Raw genomic sequence first — 14,786 nt, 5'->3', positions numbered from 1 at the left:
ACCGGCGGCGCGATGGCCCAAGCCTCACTTGGTCTCCTCGCTCGGCACTGGCCGCAGGATCATCGTGACATTGCGGAAGAGCCGCAAGCGCTGGGCTTTGACCTCGAACTCCATTTGCTCCCCGCGCAACTCCAGCGCGCCACCTTTGATCTCGACCGGCGCGGGAGCGGAGATCGTGTCGCTGCCGTGTTGATAGCGGGCGCGATCGGTGCGCACCGTGTAATCGGCAAACCGCAGCTCGATGCCGCCGGTGACCTCAACCTCACGCAGCTCCCGGCCTTCTAGTTTGACGTGTCCTTCGTGGCCGCTGAGGCCGACGGGGCGTCCGTCTTTGAGATACAGGCGCACCAGTGGTTCGAGCACGACGAATTCGTGCTCGTCCTCGTGATACTGAGCTTCGCGTGCCGCCACTTCCCACACCGTGCGTCCGTCCTCGGTCTTAATCCGGTGAAAGTCCTGAATTCGTTGGGCCACTTGCGGTAGCAGGTCCAACCCGCCCTGGGCCGCTTCTTGGCGCCATTGGCGCTGGAGGCTGCGGGCCACCAGCACCACAATGCCCCCGAGCAGCACCGCGATGACCCCAATCAGAGCAATGCGCAGACGCTTCTTCATCACACTGACAGACGGGCCGCCGGCTCAGAGCAAGAAAAATACCATCGCCTGTCGGGGGAGTAAAGGCGGGTGACGCACTGGCCGCCTTTCGGCGCGCATAAGGCAGGGCTGCCAAACGGAAAAATTTTCTATTGCTACCTAGCCAAGGCGCATGCTATATGCGCCTCGAATTGGGGGCGAAGGTTCCTGAACTCTGTGGGTACAAAGTGGTGGCAGCTGACTCCTCGCCAGCGTGTTCGGCATCCTCCGAAACGGCCTTTCGTCTGGGCTTTCCCTCAAACAAAATCATAAGAGACAGATAGCAGAAAGGAGGGGGTGCCCATGCCGCAGGGTACGGTGAAATGGTTCAATGGTCAGAAGGGTTACGGGTTCATCACCAAAGATGATGGGCAGGATGTGTTTGTCCACTACTCGGCCATTCTGGGCCAAGGGTTCCGCACGTTGGACGAGGGCCAGCGGGTCGAGTTTGAGATCACGCAAGGGCCCAAAGGCCTGCAAGCCACCAACGTGGCTAAGCTCTAATACGAACTGAAGAGCCCTCGGCGCGCACCCAAGCCCCCGGCCGGCTACCGGCCGGGGACTTGGTTTTTTCGCCGGCTTGCCTTGCCGCAGCGCCAGGCGCTTGCTATCAGCAAGCAGGATCTTCTCGTGTGGCGGCGGCCGCGCCTCGGGCGCGCCGGCGGTGCCCGTAGCAGCATCCCCAAATTAGATAACTGGAACAGGAACTGAACCGCGATGATTGCCCGCCGTGACGCGCTGCTCGGCGCGGTCCCACAGCACCGTTTCGTCAACGTCGATCGTATCCGGCTGCACTACTTCGAGTGGGAAAGCAGCGGCCCGACTATCGTATTAGTGCACGGCACTGGCTTCCATGGTTACGTATGGAAGCCGATCGCCCAATTGCTCAGTCAGACATTTCGCGTCGTCGCCCTCGACCAACGCGGCCATGGTGACAGCAATAAGCCGGAGAGCGGCTATACCTGGGATCACTTCGGCAACGACCTGCACGGTTTCCTGGAAGCCCTTGGCTTACAGCGCATCGTAGCCGTCGGGCACTCGGCCGGGGCAACCGCCATCGCCCATTGTGCCGCGCATCACCCGGGTGCGATTGCTCGGGCGATTCTGATAGATCCGATTCTAGTCCCCAAGTTAGAGGCCGGCCAAGTCTTCCATAATCCGTTGGCTCAGCGGGCGCGCAAGCGGCGGATGATCTGGGAGAGCCGCACCTCGATGTTTCACTCTTACCGCACGCGCGCGCCCTTCAATACCTGGCGCGAAGACGTGCTCTGGGCGTACATCGAGGAGGGCACCGTGTTGCGTCCCGACGGGCACGTGGAGCTGAAGTGCCCGGGGGAGGTCGAGGGCCAGGTGTTCGATGAGGCTGCCAGCCTGGACGGATGGGGATTCTTGCCGAAGATCACGATTCCGCTGTTGGTACTGCGGGGCGAGAATAGCGAGGCTTTCCCCTTGGCCAGTGCAGCCAGGATCGCCACCGTTTTGCCCAGCGCCTCGGTCAAGACCATCGCCCGTACCAGCCATTTCGTCCCGATGGAGCGCCCCGACGCCGTCGAGCGAGCCATCCGCAACTTCTTGCGTCGCTGACCCGTGTACTGATAGGAGCGCACACGGCGGTGTTTAGGAAGTACCGCCGGGGCTGCGAGTTACCATGAACACAGCGAGCACGGCGCGCACGGTTGCGGCTTGGGGCGTTCACCTCTACACCGGGCTGGGGGCGCCGTTGGGGTTGCTGGCACTGGAGGCTTCCGGTCGCGGCAACTTCGGCCTCGCTTTCCTGTGGATGGCCATCGCCACGGTTGTCGATGCAACGGACGGGGCCTTGGCTCGCCGAGTGGGCGTAAAGCAGGTGCTACCGCATTTCGACGGGGCGAAGCTGGACGATATCGTAGATTACCTCAACTACGTCGTAGTGCCGATCGTGCTCGCCTATCAGGCCGGGCTGATCCCGACCGGTTGGGCCGGGCTGGTCATCGGCAGCGCACCGTTGCTGGCCAGCGGGTATGGCTTCTGCCAATCCGAGGCCAAGACCCCCGATCACTTCTTCACTGGCTTCCCGTCGTACTGGAACATTGTCGTCTTTTACCTGTATGCGCTGCGGACCCCGCCGTGGTTCAACGTGGCCGCCCTGCTTGTCCTCACCGTCTTGGTGTTCGTGCCGATTCGCTACTTATACCCCAGCCGCTCGTCTGTGGCGCGCAAGCGCACCTACGCCCTCGGCATCGCGTGGGGTCTGCTGGTAGCAGTCCTGCTGCTACAGTTTCCGCTGCCTTCAAGGCTGCTGGCGGCTGTATCGCTGTACTTCCCGATCTACTACTTCGTGGCCTCGATTCACATCCACTTGCAGAACCGAGGCAGCGACCAGCCATAGCGTATCCGCCGCCCGCTATCAGCTGGGCGGCGGGCGGAAGTAAATGTCCTCTTCCACCGTGCCGCCGAGGCCGCGGGTGTCAGCCCAGACGATGTACGGCCGGCCTCGTTTGTCCACCGTGACCCAGATGTAGTCGCCGAGAAAGCCCGCTTGCAGCGGGTTGTTCGCCACCACCAGATTCGGCATCGAGGCCGTGGTCACCCGCGTGTAGGTGTAGGTGGGTGCTCCGGAAGCGGGCATCGCTACCTTCGCCAGCGTGATGTCGTTACAGCCTAAGGCCTCGCAGCCGTCGTAAGAGCGGTCGTAGTACCCCACCCAGAGCTTGGCGCCGTTCGGTGACACCGCGCTCCACGGCTGCCACTGGGCGTTGGCGCCGAAGCGCGACGCTGGAGTGATGTTGCGCGGCGCGCTCCAGGTGGCGCCGCCGTCGGTCGAGAAGGCGTAGAAGACGTCATTGTCGCAAGGCGGGGTTGCGGTCGCGGCATTGCCCAGCGGCGGGCAGGTACCACCGCCATTGCGGTAATCCGCCCACGCCAAATAGAGGAAGTCGTTGCGGTCAATCGACAGTGAGCCGGCGGTGGCACCGGTGACACGATAGCCGTTGGGCGGCAGACACTGCCGGCCAGCCGGACATCCCGTGGCGGCGTCGGGGCCAATGGGCTGGGTGCCGATATCGTCCGCAATCTTAACCGGCGTCGTCCAACTCGCCACGTTGCTGCAATCTGCCGTCGGCGGACACGAGGTGATGAGGTACTGGTTGATCCCGAGAGCCGGTGTGTTGCCGTTGTTGAATGCGACGTACACCGCGCCGTCCCGCCCCACGATCGGGTGCGGCCCCTGGTTTTGATCGCACGCATTCGGATCAGGCTCGGCGCTCCAAAGCGAACAAATGGCCGGGTTGGCGCCGCTGATCTCGATGCCCGGCGACCAGGTGGCGCCGCCGTCGGTCGACTGACTGAAGTAGATCGGGCTGTGTGCGCCTACACCGGAGCCGGTCATGAAGAGAAACCGCGTCCACGCCACGTAGACGTTGCCGGTCTTCGGGCTTATCGGACTGGCGTCGGCCACGATGAACTCCTTGTCGTTGAAGACGTCGGCGCTGAGATCGTTGGCCACCACACCGAGTGGGTCGGTGCGATAATTCTGGAACGGTACCGGCTGGGGGCTGTGAAAATACCGGCCGCCAATGCCGGCGTTGGATTTCGCCACGACTAGGGCGCTGGCGGGGGAAGCAATGTCAAACAGAATACCGGCGATGTAAGCGTTGCCGAGTCTGTCGAAGGTAGCAGTCGGATCGGAACAGACGTCGGCAACGTGGCCGTCGAGCATTTGGAACTGGTAGAAGGGCGGAACGAGATCGCCCCATGTGAGCCCGCCGTCCAGAGACCAGTCGTAACCACAATGGTTGAACCCAATGCGCGAGTCGTTCTGACCGGCAATGAGATTGAGCTGGTTGGCTGGGTTCACCGCGATCACTTCCTCCGCCTGCCGCCGCAGGGAGCAGTCCTGATTAACGCGGATGTTTTGCCCGCCGCCGAAGCTGTTCTGGCAGCCTTGGGTTATCGGTGGCGGTGCCACGAATGCCTCAGAGAGCGCCTGCGGTGCTGCTGCCGCTGCGCGTCTGGCCAGTTCCCCGGTTCCTTGCAGCGCCGCGTACACCGGGCCGGACGAGAGCGGCCGCTGGTGGTGCAGCCGCGCGGCCTGTCCCAGCTCGATGGCTAGTTCGCGGGCAATCACGTTGTTGGCGCTTGGCGCCGAGCGCCCCAATTGTGGCACCAGGCTCAATCCGCCGACAGCCACGGCAGCTCCGGCGAGCAACAAGGTTGCACGAAATGCGGTCTTCATCGTCGCTACTCCTTTCTGCCAAGCACACCCTCCCGGGCACGCCTCGTTTACGGGTACAGCACGATGCCAACTGATCAACTGTGGCGCTCTCATAGCACAAAATTCGGCGGCTGGGCAGTAGTGCCCACTCTCTCTTTGTTACCGCGCGCCTGACCCGCGGGCGACCTGACCAGTTATCGCCGTGGATCGATCAAGACACCGGGGTTGAGAATGCCGGCGGGATCGAGCGCGGCCTTCGCGGCGACGAGCGCCCGGGCAAAACCGTCCGGACGCTGGCGGTCGTACCAGCGGCGATGATCGCGGCCGATCGCGTGGTGGTGAGTGATCGTCCCACCGAGCCTGAGCACCACCTCGGCGGCCGCAGCCTTGATCTCATCCCATTGCTCCAGCTGACTGTTGGGCTTGCCCGGGGCGATTACCGAGTAGTAGGGCGCCGAGCCATCGGGGTAGGTATGGGTGAATCGGCAGGCCAGCTGCCCGCTGCCACAGATGCGAGTGATGGCCGCGGTTACCTCCGCCATTACGCCGGCGTGAAACTGCTCGAAGCGCTCCCAGGTGATGGCGGTTTCGAAGGTGTCGGTGATCATCCCCATGGCCACCAGCGCATCGCGCAAGTAGGGGGCACTGAGAAACGCCTGCCGCCAGGCCCCGGCGGCGCCTTCACGACCGGCACCTTCGTCGGTGCGGGTCTTGCCGGCCCCCGCCGGCACCTCCCCGCCATGGTCGCGGCAACACTCCAGCGCCCGCGCCATCCACCCATCAAGAGTGTGGTCCGCCGACTCAAAAGCGAGCACCAGTACCGCAGCGCTGCCATCGCCGGCACCGGCGGTCATCGCCTCGGCGGGATCGAGCAGCCGGCAGTTGGACGGATACAAGCCGGCCTGGCTGATTGCCCGCACGGCCTGCGCGCCCGCGATGAAATCCGGGAAGGTTACCGACGCCGAGGCGCGAAAGCGTGGCCGTTCCTGCAACCGCATCCAGGCCTCCGTGATAATGCCGAGAATCCCTTCGGAGCCGATGAACAAGCGGTCGGGGCTCGGCCCGGCACCCGATCCGGGCAAGCGGCGCGACTCGACTGCCCCGGTGGGTGTCAGCACCCGCAGTGATTCCACGAACTCGTCGATGTGGGTGTAGAGGGTGGCATAGTGCCCGCCCGAGCGCGTGGCGATCCACCCCCCCAGCGCTGAAAACTCGAATGACTGCGGGAAGTGCCGCAGTGTCAGCCCGTGTGGTCGCAGCTGGTCTTCCAGGGCCGGTCCCATGACGCCGGCTTGAATGCGCGCCGCGCGCGAGACGCGGTCGATCTCGAGCACGCGATCGAGACGGGCCAGATCGATGGCAACCGCCCCGCGATAGGCCGAGCCGATACGCGGCTCAACCCCGCCGACCACACTCGACCCGCCCCCGTACGGAATCGCTGCCGCGCGTGCGCTCGTGCACCAATCCAAGGTCGCGGCAATCTCCGCTTCGTTGCGGGGAAACACCACAACATCGATCGGATCGGAGTAATCGCGGCGGAACGCGCGCACCACATCGCGGAAGGCCTTGCCGTAACTGTGGCCGGCACGGTCGTGCGCAGTGGTGGAGCAGATGTCGGCGAGCGCGACCGGCGGTGTCAGCCGCGGCGGCCGCAGTGCGATCTCCTCGATCCGCGGCGGCGCCACCAACGACACCCCGGGAAGCTGGAAGCGCGCCACCAACAGTTGCGCGAGGTATTCCTGCTGCTGCGGGGATATGCCCTCGTCTTCCCAGCCCCAGCCCCAAAACTTGCGCCGCCGTGCCGCCATGAATACCTCCCTCGAGCGCCGGCAGCTTAGCCCCGTGCTGGCTTGCGAAACAAGCCGACGGGCGCGGCGGCGCCGGCCGAGTGGCTCGATGGCCGGCAGGAGCAGACCCATGCTATGGTGCCACTGTGTACGCCCCCGGCCGCCAAGCTGCCTGCAGCGATCTATCGCAGGCTCCGGAACACGCTGCACGGCTGTGACCCCGAGCCCGCCATCGCCTGCGGCTGAACCGGTGCTGCACGTGGTCCTGGTGCAGCCGGAAATCCCACCCAACACGGGCAGCATCGCCCGACTGTGCGCCGCCACGCGCGTGCGCTTGCACCTGGTCGGGCCGCTCGGCTTCTCGCTCGAAGATCGTTACCTCAAGCGTGCGGGGCTGGATTACTGGCCGCACGTCGATCTGCGCGTTTACCCCGATTGGCAGGCCTTTGACGCCGTCCACGGCGGCGACCGCCTGATCTACTTCTCGGCGCGCGCGCCGCGATCGTACCTGGCGGTGACACACGCGCCTGGTGAACACCTGGTGTTTGGTGGTGAAACTAGGGGCTTGCCCCGGGTGCTGCTCGCCGCCCACGCCGACTCGACCTTCACCATCCCGATCTTCAGCCCGCACGTGCGCAGCCTCAACCTTGCCAACGCGGTAGCCATCGTCGTTTACGACGCCTTGCGGCAGCTCGGTCGCCTGCCGGCCGAATGAAGCAGCCCTGGCGCGGCGCCACCGCTCTCGGCGGGATTGGCTCAGTGCCGCGAGCGCGGGGCGCAGCCCGAGCCACAACCGCCCTCACCTCGACAGCCAAGGTTGTGCACCAGCTCGTAGCCGTGCGCACCTAGCTCAGAAGCTGTGACCAGGCGCCAGTCCTCGCCCACCTCGCCGTCACAGTGGACGCAGCGGCGGCTTTCTCGGCCCTCGGCATCGACCTCGATCACGTGCGTGAGCACCGCTTTGCGGCAACTGCCACAGCTGGCGAAGATGAACTCCGCTTCAGCCGATCGCGGGGTGCTCATGGCTTCATGCTAGCGCGTGGTGGATTGGCGCGCGAGCGGTTGCCGCAGCTGCGCCGGCGTGCCAAGGAGACATCATGAGGTGGGCGGCAAGTCGGCAGCAGACGGTTGATAGCCGAGGTGAGCCAGTTCCACGCGTACGTGCGCGGCGTGCGTGGCCGGCCAATAGAGGCGCCGGCAGTGCGGGCAGCGCACGAACTCGGCCTGGGTGGCGTAAACGTACGGCGGCACTTGTTGCGCGACCGACTCCTTGGCCACGGCTTGCAGCGCTTCGTTGCAGCGTGCGCACCGGGTCATCAGCCGGGTGTAAGGATCGAGCTGATAGGCGGACAGTACCTGTCGCAGCTGAGCACGGAAGTGATCGCTTTCAATGAAGAGCAGCGGTGGCCCTTGCCGAACTCTTTGCAGGCGGGTGTCGCGGGTGAGCACCACGCGCCCTTCATCGCGCGCCAGGCGCAACAGCGCGCGTCCGCTCCACTGCGGCCCGTATCGCGTGTCGAAGCCGAGCAGGCGCAGCCAAGTGGCTAGACGCCCGAGCATGCGGTCGGCGGCGAAGCTAACGGCCGATTCTGCCATCGTACGGTCAACCATAACCGGCCGGCGCTGAGCGGAGCAAGTATGGCACGAACCATCCGCCTCAGCATCGTGGCCGTCTGGCTGGTCTTGCTCGGGCTGCTGCTACGCGAGCGCTGGAGCACGACGCCGGCTCCGCCTGTGGCCGTCACACCGGCGGCCATCGTGCCCGCCGACGAGTGGCTCAACGTCTATCACCAGGAGCACAAGATCGGCTATGTACACCACCGTTCGGCGCCGGCTGAAGGCGGCGGCTTCGTGGTCGAGGAGCACTCACTCCTGCGCCTGGTCGTAATGGATACCCCACAGACGGTGCGCACGATCGTCAGCGGCCGAACCGATGCCGATTACGCCTTGCAACAGTTCAGCTTTGAACTGAGCAGCGGGGTGGGCACGCTGAATGTGCGCGGCACCGTCACCGGCGACGCGCTCGATCTGACCCTGGCGACCGGTGCCGAGCACTCCACCCAGCGTCTCGCGCTCAGCGCTCCGGTGTACTTGCCGGCCACCCTGCGCAACTTCGTGGCGGCCGGAGAACTGCGCGCCGGGCGCACGTTGCAGGTGTCGGTCTTCGATCCTTCGGCGATGAAGAACGCGCCCGTGCAGGTGACGGTTGAGCAGCGCGAGCCGGTGCCCAACGGGTCGCCGGGGCAGGTGGCTTGGCGCGTGCGCGAGGAGTTTCGCGGCATTCAGACTACGGCCTGGATTGATGATGCCGGCACGGTCCTGCGCGAGCAGGGGCCGATGGGGTTGGTGCTGGTGCGCACCGACGCCCGCGACGCATTGCACGGCAGCTGGAGCAGCGACACGGCGCTCGACTTGGTGCGCACCGTGGCAATCCCGGTGGTGGGCACGATCGACACGCCCCGCGAGCTGAGAGAGCTACGCCTGCGGCTGCGCGGTATTGATCTCGATCAGGTGCCCTCCGATGCCCGGCAGCAGCGCGGCGGGGAAATCTGGACCATTCGCCGCGAGGACTTGGCGGCGGCCGCGTCGTACACACTGCCGGATGTCGCTTCGGAGCATCGCGCCGAGCTGGCTGCCACAGCGCTGCTACAGGTCGAGCACCCGCGGGTGCAGTCAGCGGCCGCCGAAGCGCTGGCCGGCGAGCACGACGCGCTCGCCGCGGTTCACCGGCTGCTGGCGTGGATCGCGGGCTACATGAAGCAAGCCCCGACTGCCTCCATTCCCAATGCGCTGCAAGTGCTGGCTGACCGCCAAGGCGACTGCAACGAGCATGCGGTGTTATTCGCCGCGCTGGCGCGCGCGGCCGGCTTGCCGGCGCGCGTGGTGGCGGGGGTGGTCTACCTCGACGGTGCTTTCTACTACCACGCTTGGAACGAGGTCTGGCTCGGTCACTGGGTCTCCGTTGACCCCGTCTTCAATCAGTTCCCCGCGGATCCGACCCACCTCAAGTTCGTGCAAGGCGGGCCCGAGGAGGAATTCGCCATCCTCCAAGTCATCGGCCGGGTTCACATCGACGTGCTCGGCAGCCGGTGATTGCCTCGCCGGTTGAACTCGGGCTTTGACTTTCGCCGTCCGACTGGTGACTATCTCGGCATGGTTGCGTTGCCCGAAGTCGATCCCCGCTCCGTCGAAATGGACCCGGACGCATTGGCCCGGGTGGTGGCGATATTCGAAGCCCAACACGCCGAGGGACTGCACCCCGGTGCGCAATTGTGCGTCTTCCGGCACGGGCGCTGTGTTCTCGATCGGCACATCGGCGTGGCCCGGCGCGAAACCGGGGAGCCGGTCACGGCCGAGACGCTCTTCTTGGTGTTCTCCGCGTCCAAGCCGTTCGGTGCGATGTGCATTCACAAGCTGGCCGAAGCCGGCGAGCTGAGTCTCGACGACCCGGTGGCTCGCTACTGGCCGGAGTTCGCCGCCAACGGCAAGCAAGCGGCCACGATCGCCCACGTGCTCACCCATCGTGTCGGCATTCCACTCGGGCCGCGCTGGTTCACCCCGGATCTTTGGGGAGATTATGCCGCCGGCGCGCGCGCCATGGAGGAGCGAGTACCGCGTTGGCCGGTGGGGGAGGAGGTCGGTTATCACCCGCTCAACTGGGGTTGGATGGTACGCGAGCTGGTGCGCCGGGTCAGCGGCCGCAAGATCGGCCAGTACTTGCGCGAGGAGTTCTTGCAGCCGCTTGGCATCCGGGAGGCTTTCTTGGGGCTACCTGCCGAATACGACCAGCGTGTCGCCCATCATCACGCGCTGATGCCGGAGGCCGGCGCCGACTCCGCTGAGGCGGTCGTGCCCGGTATCGAGCTGTGGAATCGCCCCGAGGTGTATCGTTGCGAAGCCCCCGCCGCCAACCTGATTGCCACGGCGCGCGCGCTGGCGCGCTTCTACGTCATGCTGCTCAACGGCGGTGAGCTGGCGGGCGTGCGGGTGCTGCAACCCGAGACCATCAGGCGCGCCACTTCTGAGGCGGTGTTCGCCAATCCCGACAAGACCCTGGGCGTGCCGGTGCGCTGGGCTTATGGCTTCCACCTCGGCGGCGGTGCGGGCAATCCGTTCGGGAGCCTGAGCTCGCCGAGTACCTTCGGTCACTCCGGCCACGGCAGCACCGTCGCCTGGGGTGATCCGCAGCGCGGTGCCGCTTACGCCTATCTGACCAACGGTGTGCGCGACCGCGCCAGCAACACCCACCGCCAGGTGGCGCTCGCCGATGCCGTCCTGAGCGCCTGCCGCTGAAGCGGTGGCCGCCGTGACGTTAGTGTTGGCCGCGGCTGCGGCTAGTAGCTGCCGGCGTGCTCGGCCCGCCGATCGACTGCCGGCGCCGTTTCACGTACAATCCGCGGCCATGAAGTGCGGGGTAATTGCCGTGCTCAGTGTGCTGCTGCTCGCCGATGCCGGCCGCGCCGATATCATCGAATGGCAAGACGCGCACGGGGTGCGCCACTTCACCAACAGAAAAGCCGAGATGCCGGCGGCTACCGTGCGCGTGGTGGTGAGCGAAAGTGCCCCGTCGCCGAGCGCCCCCTGCTCGCAGGCGCCGGCCGCAGCACCCGAGGAACCGCGGCAAGCGCAAGTGGTGTACGATTACAGCGCGGCGGCTGATGCTTACGTCGAAGGTCTCGAACGCGGGCTGGCGCTGGGCGCCGGTGCCGGCGGCGCGGTCCAGATCAATGGGCCGCTGGCCATCGCCAACGCTTACCGCGCCCCGCTTCGACCTGCGCCGGTGTACTCGCCCTGGATCACCACTTCCTTCGATCGTGGCCGATCGCGCCACCGGACGCTGCGGATGCGCTTGCAAGACCAGTTTCAGCAGGATCGGGACGGCCGATCCATTCACCGCGGGCGCTTGCCGGTCGGCAACGGTGTTGTGCTCGGTCCGCTGCTGTCGCGTCGGGCGCAACGCGTGCCGTGCCCGACTCGCGTTTCGTTCTAGCCAGAACTGATCGGGTGGTGTCATGGCTCATGCTCGCGTGCTCGATCGGGTACACAGTGCCCTGGTCGTAATCGACGTGCAGGAAGCGTATCGCGGGGTCACCTTCGGCCACGATGCCTTGGTTGGCAGCCTGCGTCGTTTGTTGCAGGTGGCCACGGCGGTGCACATTCCCTTGCTGGTTACCGAGCAGTACCCGAAGGGGCTCGGCCATACCATGAAAGAGGTTGCCGAAGTCTTCCCGTCGGGCCAGGAGGTGGTGACCAAGCTCTCGCTCAGCTGTTGCGGCGAGGCCGGCTTTGTGACGGCACTCGAGGCCTTGCGGCGGCGCCAGATCGTAGTCTGCGGCGTGGAAGCTCACGCTTGTGTGAACCAGACCGTGCACGATCTGCTGGACCAAGGCTATCAGGTCCACCTGCCCCACGACGCGATTTCCTCGCGCTTCGAAGCCGACTATCGGGTGGCGTGGGACAAGATGATCGGCTCGGGGGCCGTGCCCACCAGCGTCGAGATGATCGCGCTCGAATGGGTGCGCACTGCCGCGACACCGGATTTCAGAGTGGTGCAGCGGCTCATCAAGTAAGCGCCCCGCCGGCAGCGGCCGGCGTCGCCTCAGGCCCCGCGGAACTTCGGGGTCCGTTTCTCCATGATCGCCAGCACGCCCTCGCGGGCATCGTCGGTAGTGAAGGTGATGCCTTGTTGCAGGGCTTCGAAGTCGAGCATGTCATCCAGGCTATGCTCGCCGCCGCGGTAGAGCGCCTTCTTGGTCATCCGCACGGCCAGCGGCGCGCAACCGGCGATCTCGCGCGCCAGCGCCATGACCTGGTCGTGGAGTTGCTCGCGCGGCACGGCGCGATTGATGACGCCGAGGCGCTCGGCCTCGGCGGCGTCGAAGACGCGACCGGTGAAGAACAGCTCGGCCGCGCGCGCGGTGCCGATCAAGCGCGGCAAGAAGTAAGTCGCGCCCATGCCCGGGTGAATGCCCAGCTTGGCGAAGGTCATCCCCATCTTCGCGTCACTGGCAGCCATGCGCAGATCACAAGCGAGTGCGATGCAGAGGCCGGCGCCGATGGCGTGGCCGTTGATGGCGGCGATGGTGGGGATCGCCAGCTGTCTGAGCGCGAGATAGCGGGCATAGAAATCGCGCGGGGCACCGAGCATGCTCGGCCCGCCGCCACTGGCGGCGCCGCTGTCGCGGGCGAGCATGCCGAGATCACCGCCGGAACTGAAAGCCTTACCCGCACCGGTGAGGACGAACACGCGGGCCTGCGAGTCGGCGCGAATCTCACCGACCGCCGCCACCACCTCGTCCCCCATCGCGGGGGTCATCGAGTTGCGGGTCTCCGGCCGGTTGAAGGTCAGAGTGACGATGCCCTCGTCGCTGCGGGTCAGGGTGATGTGCTCGTACACCATGCGTGCCCTCCTCGGCTGGTGCCGGTTGTAGCGGCGGGCCGCGAGCCAGTCAAAAGCCGATTAGACCGCGGCCAAATTGACTTCGGCGGCGCGGGCTCGTAGCGTGGCCGTGCTCGCTATGCACAAACTGGCGCTCACCTCGGCGGCACTCGCTCTCGTGCTGGGCCTCGGCCTGGTGATCGCCGCGGTGTCGCTCAATCGCCTGATCGCGGCCAACCGCGATGCCATCCTCAGCCGCGTGCAGGCGGCCGCCGGCCGCCCGGTGCAAGTCGGCGGCATGGCAGTGCGGCTGGCGGCCGGACTCGGCATCGGACTTACTGACATCACCGTGAGTGAGGATGCGGCCTTCGGGAGCGAGCCGTGCTTGCAAGCGGCCGAGCTGACCGCCGGGCTGAAACTGTGGCCGTTGTTGCGCGGGCGGATGGAGGTCGGGCGGATGGTGTTGGCCGCCCCCACTATCCGGCTGGTGCGGTCGGCCACTGGGCAGTGGAACTACCAGAGCCTCGGGCCGGCGCCGCCGCGGGCCGCTGCCGGAGCGGCTTTCCGTCCGGTGGTGTTAGCGGCAAGAGCGGGCGGCGCACCCGCCGGCTACCGCGGCGAAGCGGGTGGGCCGTTCACGTTGCTGGTCGAGTCGGCGGCGGTGCGCGGCGGCACGCTCATCATCATCGATCGCCTGTCGTCGCCGCCGGCGGTGACCACGGTGCGACACGTCAACCTCGAGCTGCGTGATGTGAGCCGCGAACGGCCGATCGGCGTTGACCTGATCGCGACGGTCGGTGGTGACACGCCGAATGTCCGACTCACCGGCGTGGTCGGGCCGCTGGTGCGGCGAGAACGGGTGCCGCTGTCGGTGAAAGGAAGGCTGGGGCCGTTCACCGGGCTACAGGCAGTGATTGATGATCTCGAGGTGCAGGCCTTCTTGACGCCGAACGCGGCCGAGTTGGAGCATCTCGGCGGCAACGCGCTTGGCGGCAGCTTTCGCTTCACCGGCTCATCCGGCTTGAGCGCGGGCGCGCCGCTGCAGCTGGCGGGCGAGTTGCGCGGCATCAGCATCGCGCAATTGCTGGCGGTGCGTGGCGCGCCGCCGTCGCGCTCCGTCGAGGGCGACGGGGTGCTGCGGCTCGACTTGCATGGAAGTACCGGGGCCAACGTGCTGCGAACGCTGGCCGGCACCGTCGCCGCGGATGTGGCCGGGGGCGCAATCCACGACTTCAACTTAGCCAGCGAGTTGCTTGAACGAACCGCCGGTATGCCGGGATTGACCCAGCTGATCGCCGGGCGAATCAAGCCCAAGTACAGCCGCCTGTTCAGCGGCACCGACACCAACTTCGACCAGCTGAAGGCGACCTTCCGGCTCGCCGCCGGCCGGGCCGAGACCAATGACCTGACGGCGACTGCGGAGGACTTCGGCGTCCGTGCGGCCGGCTGGTTCGATTTTGATCGCGATCTCAACCTGACTGGACAGCTGCTGATGTCTAAGCGGTTCAGCGACGATGTTATCGGTCAGGTCAAGGAAGTCCGCTACCTGGTGAACGATGTCGGCCAGTTGGCCATACCGTTCGAGCTCAAGGGGAAACTCGGCGAGGCCAAGCCGCGCCCGGACGCCGCCTACCTCGCCCACGTGCTCGAACAGGCGGTGGCCCGGGGCGCGGCCGGCGAGTTGCTCGGCAAGCTGCTCGGCGGCAAGAAGCCGGCGAGCGGTACGCCAGCGCCCGATGCCGGCGACCTGCTGGAGCGCGGGCTACGCGACCTGTTCGGGCCGTGAGCCGTCGTGCGG

The 14,786-nt window shown here is 66.2% G+C and carries 15 protein-coding genes; 9 read left to right on the top strand and 6 right to left on the bottom strand.

Going from position 1 to position 14,786, the window contains the following annotated elements; genetic code table 11:
- Positions 1–24 precede the first annotated feature (24 nt).
- Entirely contained in the window at positions 25–612 is a 588-nt protein-coding gene (gene lptC, locus HY699_11975) for an LPS export ABC transporter periplasmic protein LptC (GenBank protein MBI4516519.1), read from the bottom strand.
- A gap of 321 nt (positions 613–933) precedes the next feature.
- Between lptC and HY699_11970 the strand changes: the two genes are divergently transcribed.
- The 3 genes from HY699_11970 (at position 934) to HY699_11960 (ending at position 2,998) form a co-directional block, all read left to right on the top strand.
- On the top strand, positions 934–1,134 hold the full coding sequence (locus tag HY699_11970; GenBank protein ID MBI4516518.1) for a cold shock domain-containing protein: 201 nt from the start codon (positions 934–936) through the stop codon (positions 1,132–1,134).
- A 213-nt stretch (positions 1,135–1,347) separates the two neighbouring features.
- Positions 1,348–2,214 carry an alpha/beta hydrolase gene (locus HY699_11965; protein ID MBI4516517.1) on the top strand — a complete coding sequence of 289 codons (867 nt, stop codon included), beginning with the start codon at positions 1,348–1,350 and terminating at the stop codon, positions 2,212–2,214.
- Between the two features lie 64 nt (positions 2,215–2,278).
- Positions 2,279–2,998: a CDP-diacylglycerol O-phosphatidyltransferase gene (locus tag HY699_11960; protein MBI4516516.1), complete on the top strand. Its 720-nt coding sequence runs from the start codon at positions 2,279–2,281 to the stop codon at positions 2,996–2,998.
- An 18-nt stretch (positions 2,999–3,016) separates the two neighbouring features.
- Here HY699_11960 and HY699_11955 read toward each other — a convergent pair whose 3' ends face one another.
- Together HY699_11955 and HY699_11950 are read right to left on the bottom strand one after the other, a co-directional pair.
- Entirely contained in the window at positions 3,017–4,843 is a 1,827-nt protein-coding gene (locus HY699_11955) for an exo-alpha-sialidase (protein MBI4516515.1), read from the bottom strand.
- A gap of 173 nt (positions 4,844–5,016) precedes the next feature.
- Positions 5,017–6,630, bottom strand: a complete 1,614-nt coding sequence (locus HY699_11950) for an FAD-binding oxidoreductase (GenBank protein MBI4516514.1) — start codon at positions 6,628–6,630, stop codon at positions 5,017–5,019.
- Between the two features lie 109 nt (positions 6,631–6,739).
- Here HY699_11950 and HY699_11945 point away from each other — a divergent pair, with 109 nt between their 5' ends.
- A complete protein-coding gene (locus HY699_11945; protein ID MBI4516513.1) occupies positions 6,740–7,324 on the top strand; it encodes a tRNA (cytidine(34)-2'-O)-methyltransferase in 585 nt (194 codons plus the stop codon).
- A gap of 41 nt (positions 7,325–7,365) precedes the next feature.
- Here the strand turns inward: HY699_11945 and HY699_11940 are convergent, their stop codons facing one another.
- Together HY699_11940 and HY699_11935 are read right to left on the bottom strand one after the other, a co-directional pair.
- Entirely contained in the window at positions 7,366–7,632 is a 267-nt protein-coding gene (locus HY699_11940) for a hypothetical protein (protein ID MBI4516512.1), read from the bottom strand.
- Positions 7,633–7,704: 72 nt separating this feature from the next.
- Positions 7,705–8,205 (bottom strand): Mut7-C RNAse domain-containing protein, encoded by a 501-nt coding sequence (locus tag HY699_11935; GenBank protein MBI4516511.1) that lies wholly within the window; start codon positions 8,203–8,205, stop codon positions 7,705–7,707.
- 42 nt (positions 8,206–8,247) lie between these two features.
- Here HY699_11935 and HY699_11930 point away from each other — a divergent pair, with 42 nt between their 5' ends.
- The 4 genes from HY699_11930 to HY699_11915 all read left to right on the top strand — a co-directional run bounded on the left by HY699_11930 (position 8,248) and on the right by HY699_11915 (position 12,179).
- Positions 8,248–9,702 (top strand): transglutaminase domain-containing protein, encoded by a 1,455-nt coding sequence (locus tag HY699_11930; GenBank protein MBI4516510.1) that lies wholly within the window; start codon positions 8,248–8,250, stop codon positions 9,700–9,702.
- 60 nt (positions 9,703–9,762) lie between these two features.
- Positions 9,763–10,902, top strand: a complete 1,140-nt coding sequence (locus HY699_11925) for a beta-lactamase family protein (protein ID MBI4516509.1) — start codon at positions 9,763–9,765, stop codon at positions 10,900–10,902.
- A 109-nt stretch (positions 10,903–11,011) separates the two neighbouring features.
- Entirely contained in the window at positions 11,012–11,599 is a 588-nt protein-coding gene (locus HY699_11920) for a DUF4124 domain-containing protein (protein ID MBI4516508.1), read from the top strand.
- 22 nt (positions 11,600–11,621) lie between these two features.
- Positions 11,622–12,179 (top strand): isochorismatase family protein, encoded by a 558-nt coding sequence (locus HY699_11915; GenBank protein MBI4516507.1) that lies wholly within the window; start codon positions 11,622–11,624, stop codon positions 12,177–12,179.
- Between the two features lie 29 nt (positions 12,180–12,208).
- On the opposite strand, the gene HY699_11910 is transcribed toward HY699_11915, so the two are convergent.
- Complete coding sequence (locus HY699_11910; protein MBI4516506.1) at positions 12,209–13,009, bottom strand: enoyl-CoA hydratase/isomerase family protein; 801 nt, start codon at positions 13,007–13,009, stop codon at positions 12,209–12,211.
- Positions 13,010–13,127: 118 nt separating this feature from the next.
- Between HY699_11910 and HY699_11905 the strand changes: the two genes are divergently transcribed.
- The gene (locus HY699_11905; protein ID MBI4516505.1) at positions 13,128–14,774 is read left to right on the top strand and encodes an AsmA family protein; all 1,647 of its coding nucleotides are present in this window, start codon (positions 13,128–13,130) and stop codon (positions 14,772–14,774) included.
- Positions 14,775–14,786 lie beyond the last annotated feature (12 nt).

The organism is Deltaproteobacteria bacterium (assembly GCA_016210005.1).
In the GTDB taxonomy this organism is placed as follows: domain Bacteria; phylum Desulfobacterota; class Binatia; order HRBIN30; family JACQVA1; genus JACQVA1.
Note: the sequence above shows the minus strand (reverse complement) of the source record. Positions and strands in the feature narration are given on the sequence as shown.

Coding starts and splice junctions, on each gene's coding strand:
- lptC (MBI4516519.1), bottom strand. CDS start 612: ATGAAGAAGCGTCTGCGCATTGCTCTGATTGGGGTCATCGCGGTGCTG.
- HY699_11970 (MBI4516518.1), top strand. CDS start 934: ATGCCGCAGGGTACGGTGAAATGGTTCAATGGTCAGAAGGGTTACGGG.
- HY699_11965 (MBI4516517.1), top strand. CDS start 1,348: ATGATTGCCCGCCGTGACGCGCTGCTCGGCGCGGTCCCACAGCACCGT.
- HY699_11960 (MBI4516516.1), top strand. CDS start 2,279: ATGAACACAGCGAGCACGGCGCGCACGGTTGCGGCTTGGGGCGTTCAC.
- HY699_11955 (MBI4516515.1), bottom strand. CDS start 4,843: ATGAAGACCGCATTTCGTGCAACCTTGTTGCTCGCCGGAGCTGCCGTG.
- HY699_11950 (MBI4516514.1), bottom strand. CDS start 6,630: ATGGCGGCACGGCGGCGCAAGTTTTGGGGCTGGGGCTGGGAAGACGAG.
- HY699_11945 (MBI4516513.1), top strand. CDS start 6,740: ATGCTATGGTGCCACTGTGTACGCCCCCGGCCGCCAAGCTGCCTGCAG.
- HY699_11940 (MBI4516512.1), bottom strand. CDS start 7,632: ATGAGCACCCCGCGATCGGCTGAAGCGGAGTTCATCTTCGCCAGCTGT.
- HY699_11935 (MBI4516511.1), bottom strand. CDS start 8,205: ATGGCAGAATCGGCCGTTAGCTTCGCCGCCGACCGCATGCTCGGGCGT.
- HY699_11930 (MBI4516510.1), top strand. CDS start 8,248: ATGGCACGAACCATCCGCCTCAGCATCGTGGCCGTCTGGCTGGTCTTG.
- HY699_11925 (MBI4516509.1), top strand. CDS start 9,763: ATGGTTGCGTTGCCCGAAGTCGATCCCCGCTCCGTCGAAATGGACCCG.
- HY699_11920 (MBI4516508.1), top strand. CDS start 11,012: ATGAAGTGCGGGGTAATTGCCGTGCTCAGTGTGCTGCTGCTCGCCGAT.
- HY699_11915 (MBI4516507.1), top strand. CDS start 11,622: ATGGCTCATGCTCGCGTGCTCGATCGGGTACACAGTGCCCTGGTCGTA.
- HY699_11910 (MBI4516506.1), bottom strand. CDS start 13,009: ATGGTGTACGAGCACATCACCCTGACCCGCAGCGACGAGGGCATCGTC.
- HY699_11905 (MBI4516505.1), top strand. CDS start 13,128: ATGCACAAACTGGCGCTCACCTCGGCGGCACTCGCTCTCGTGCTGGGC.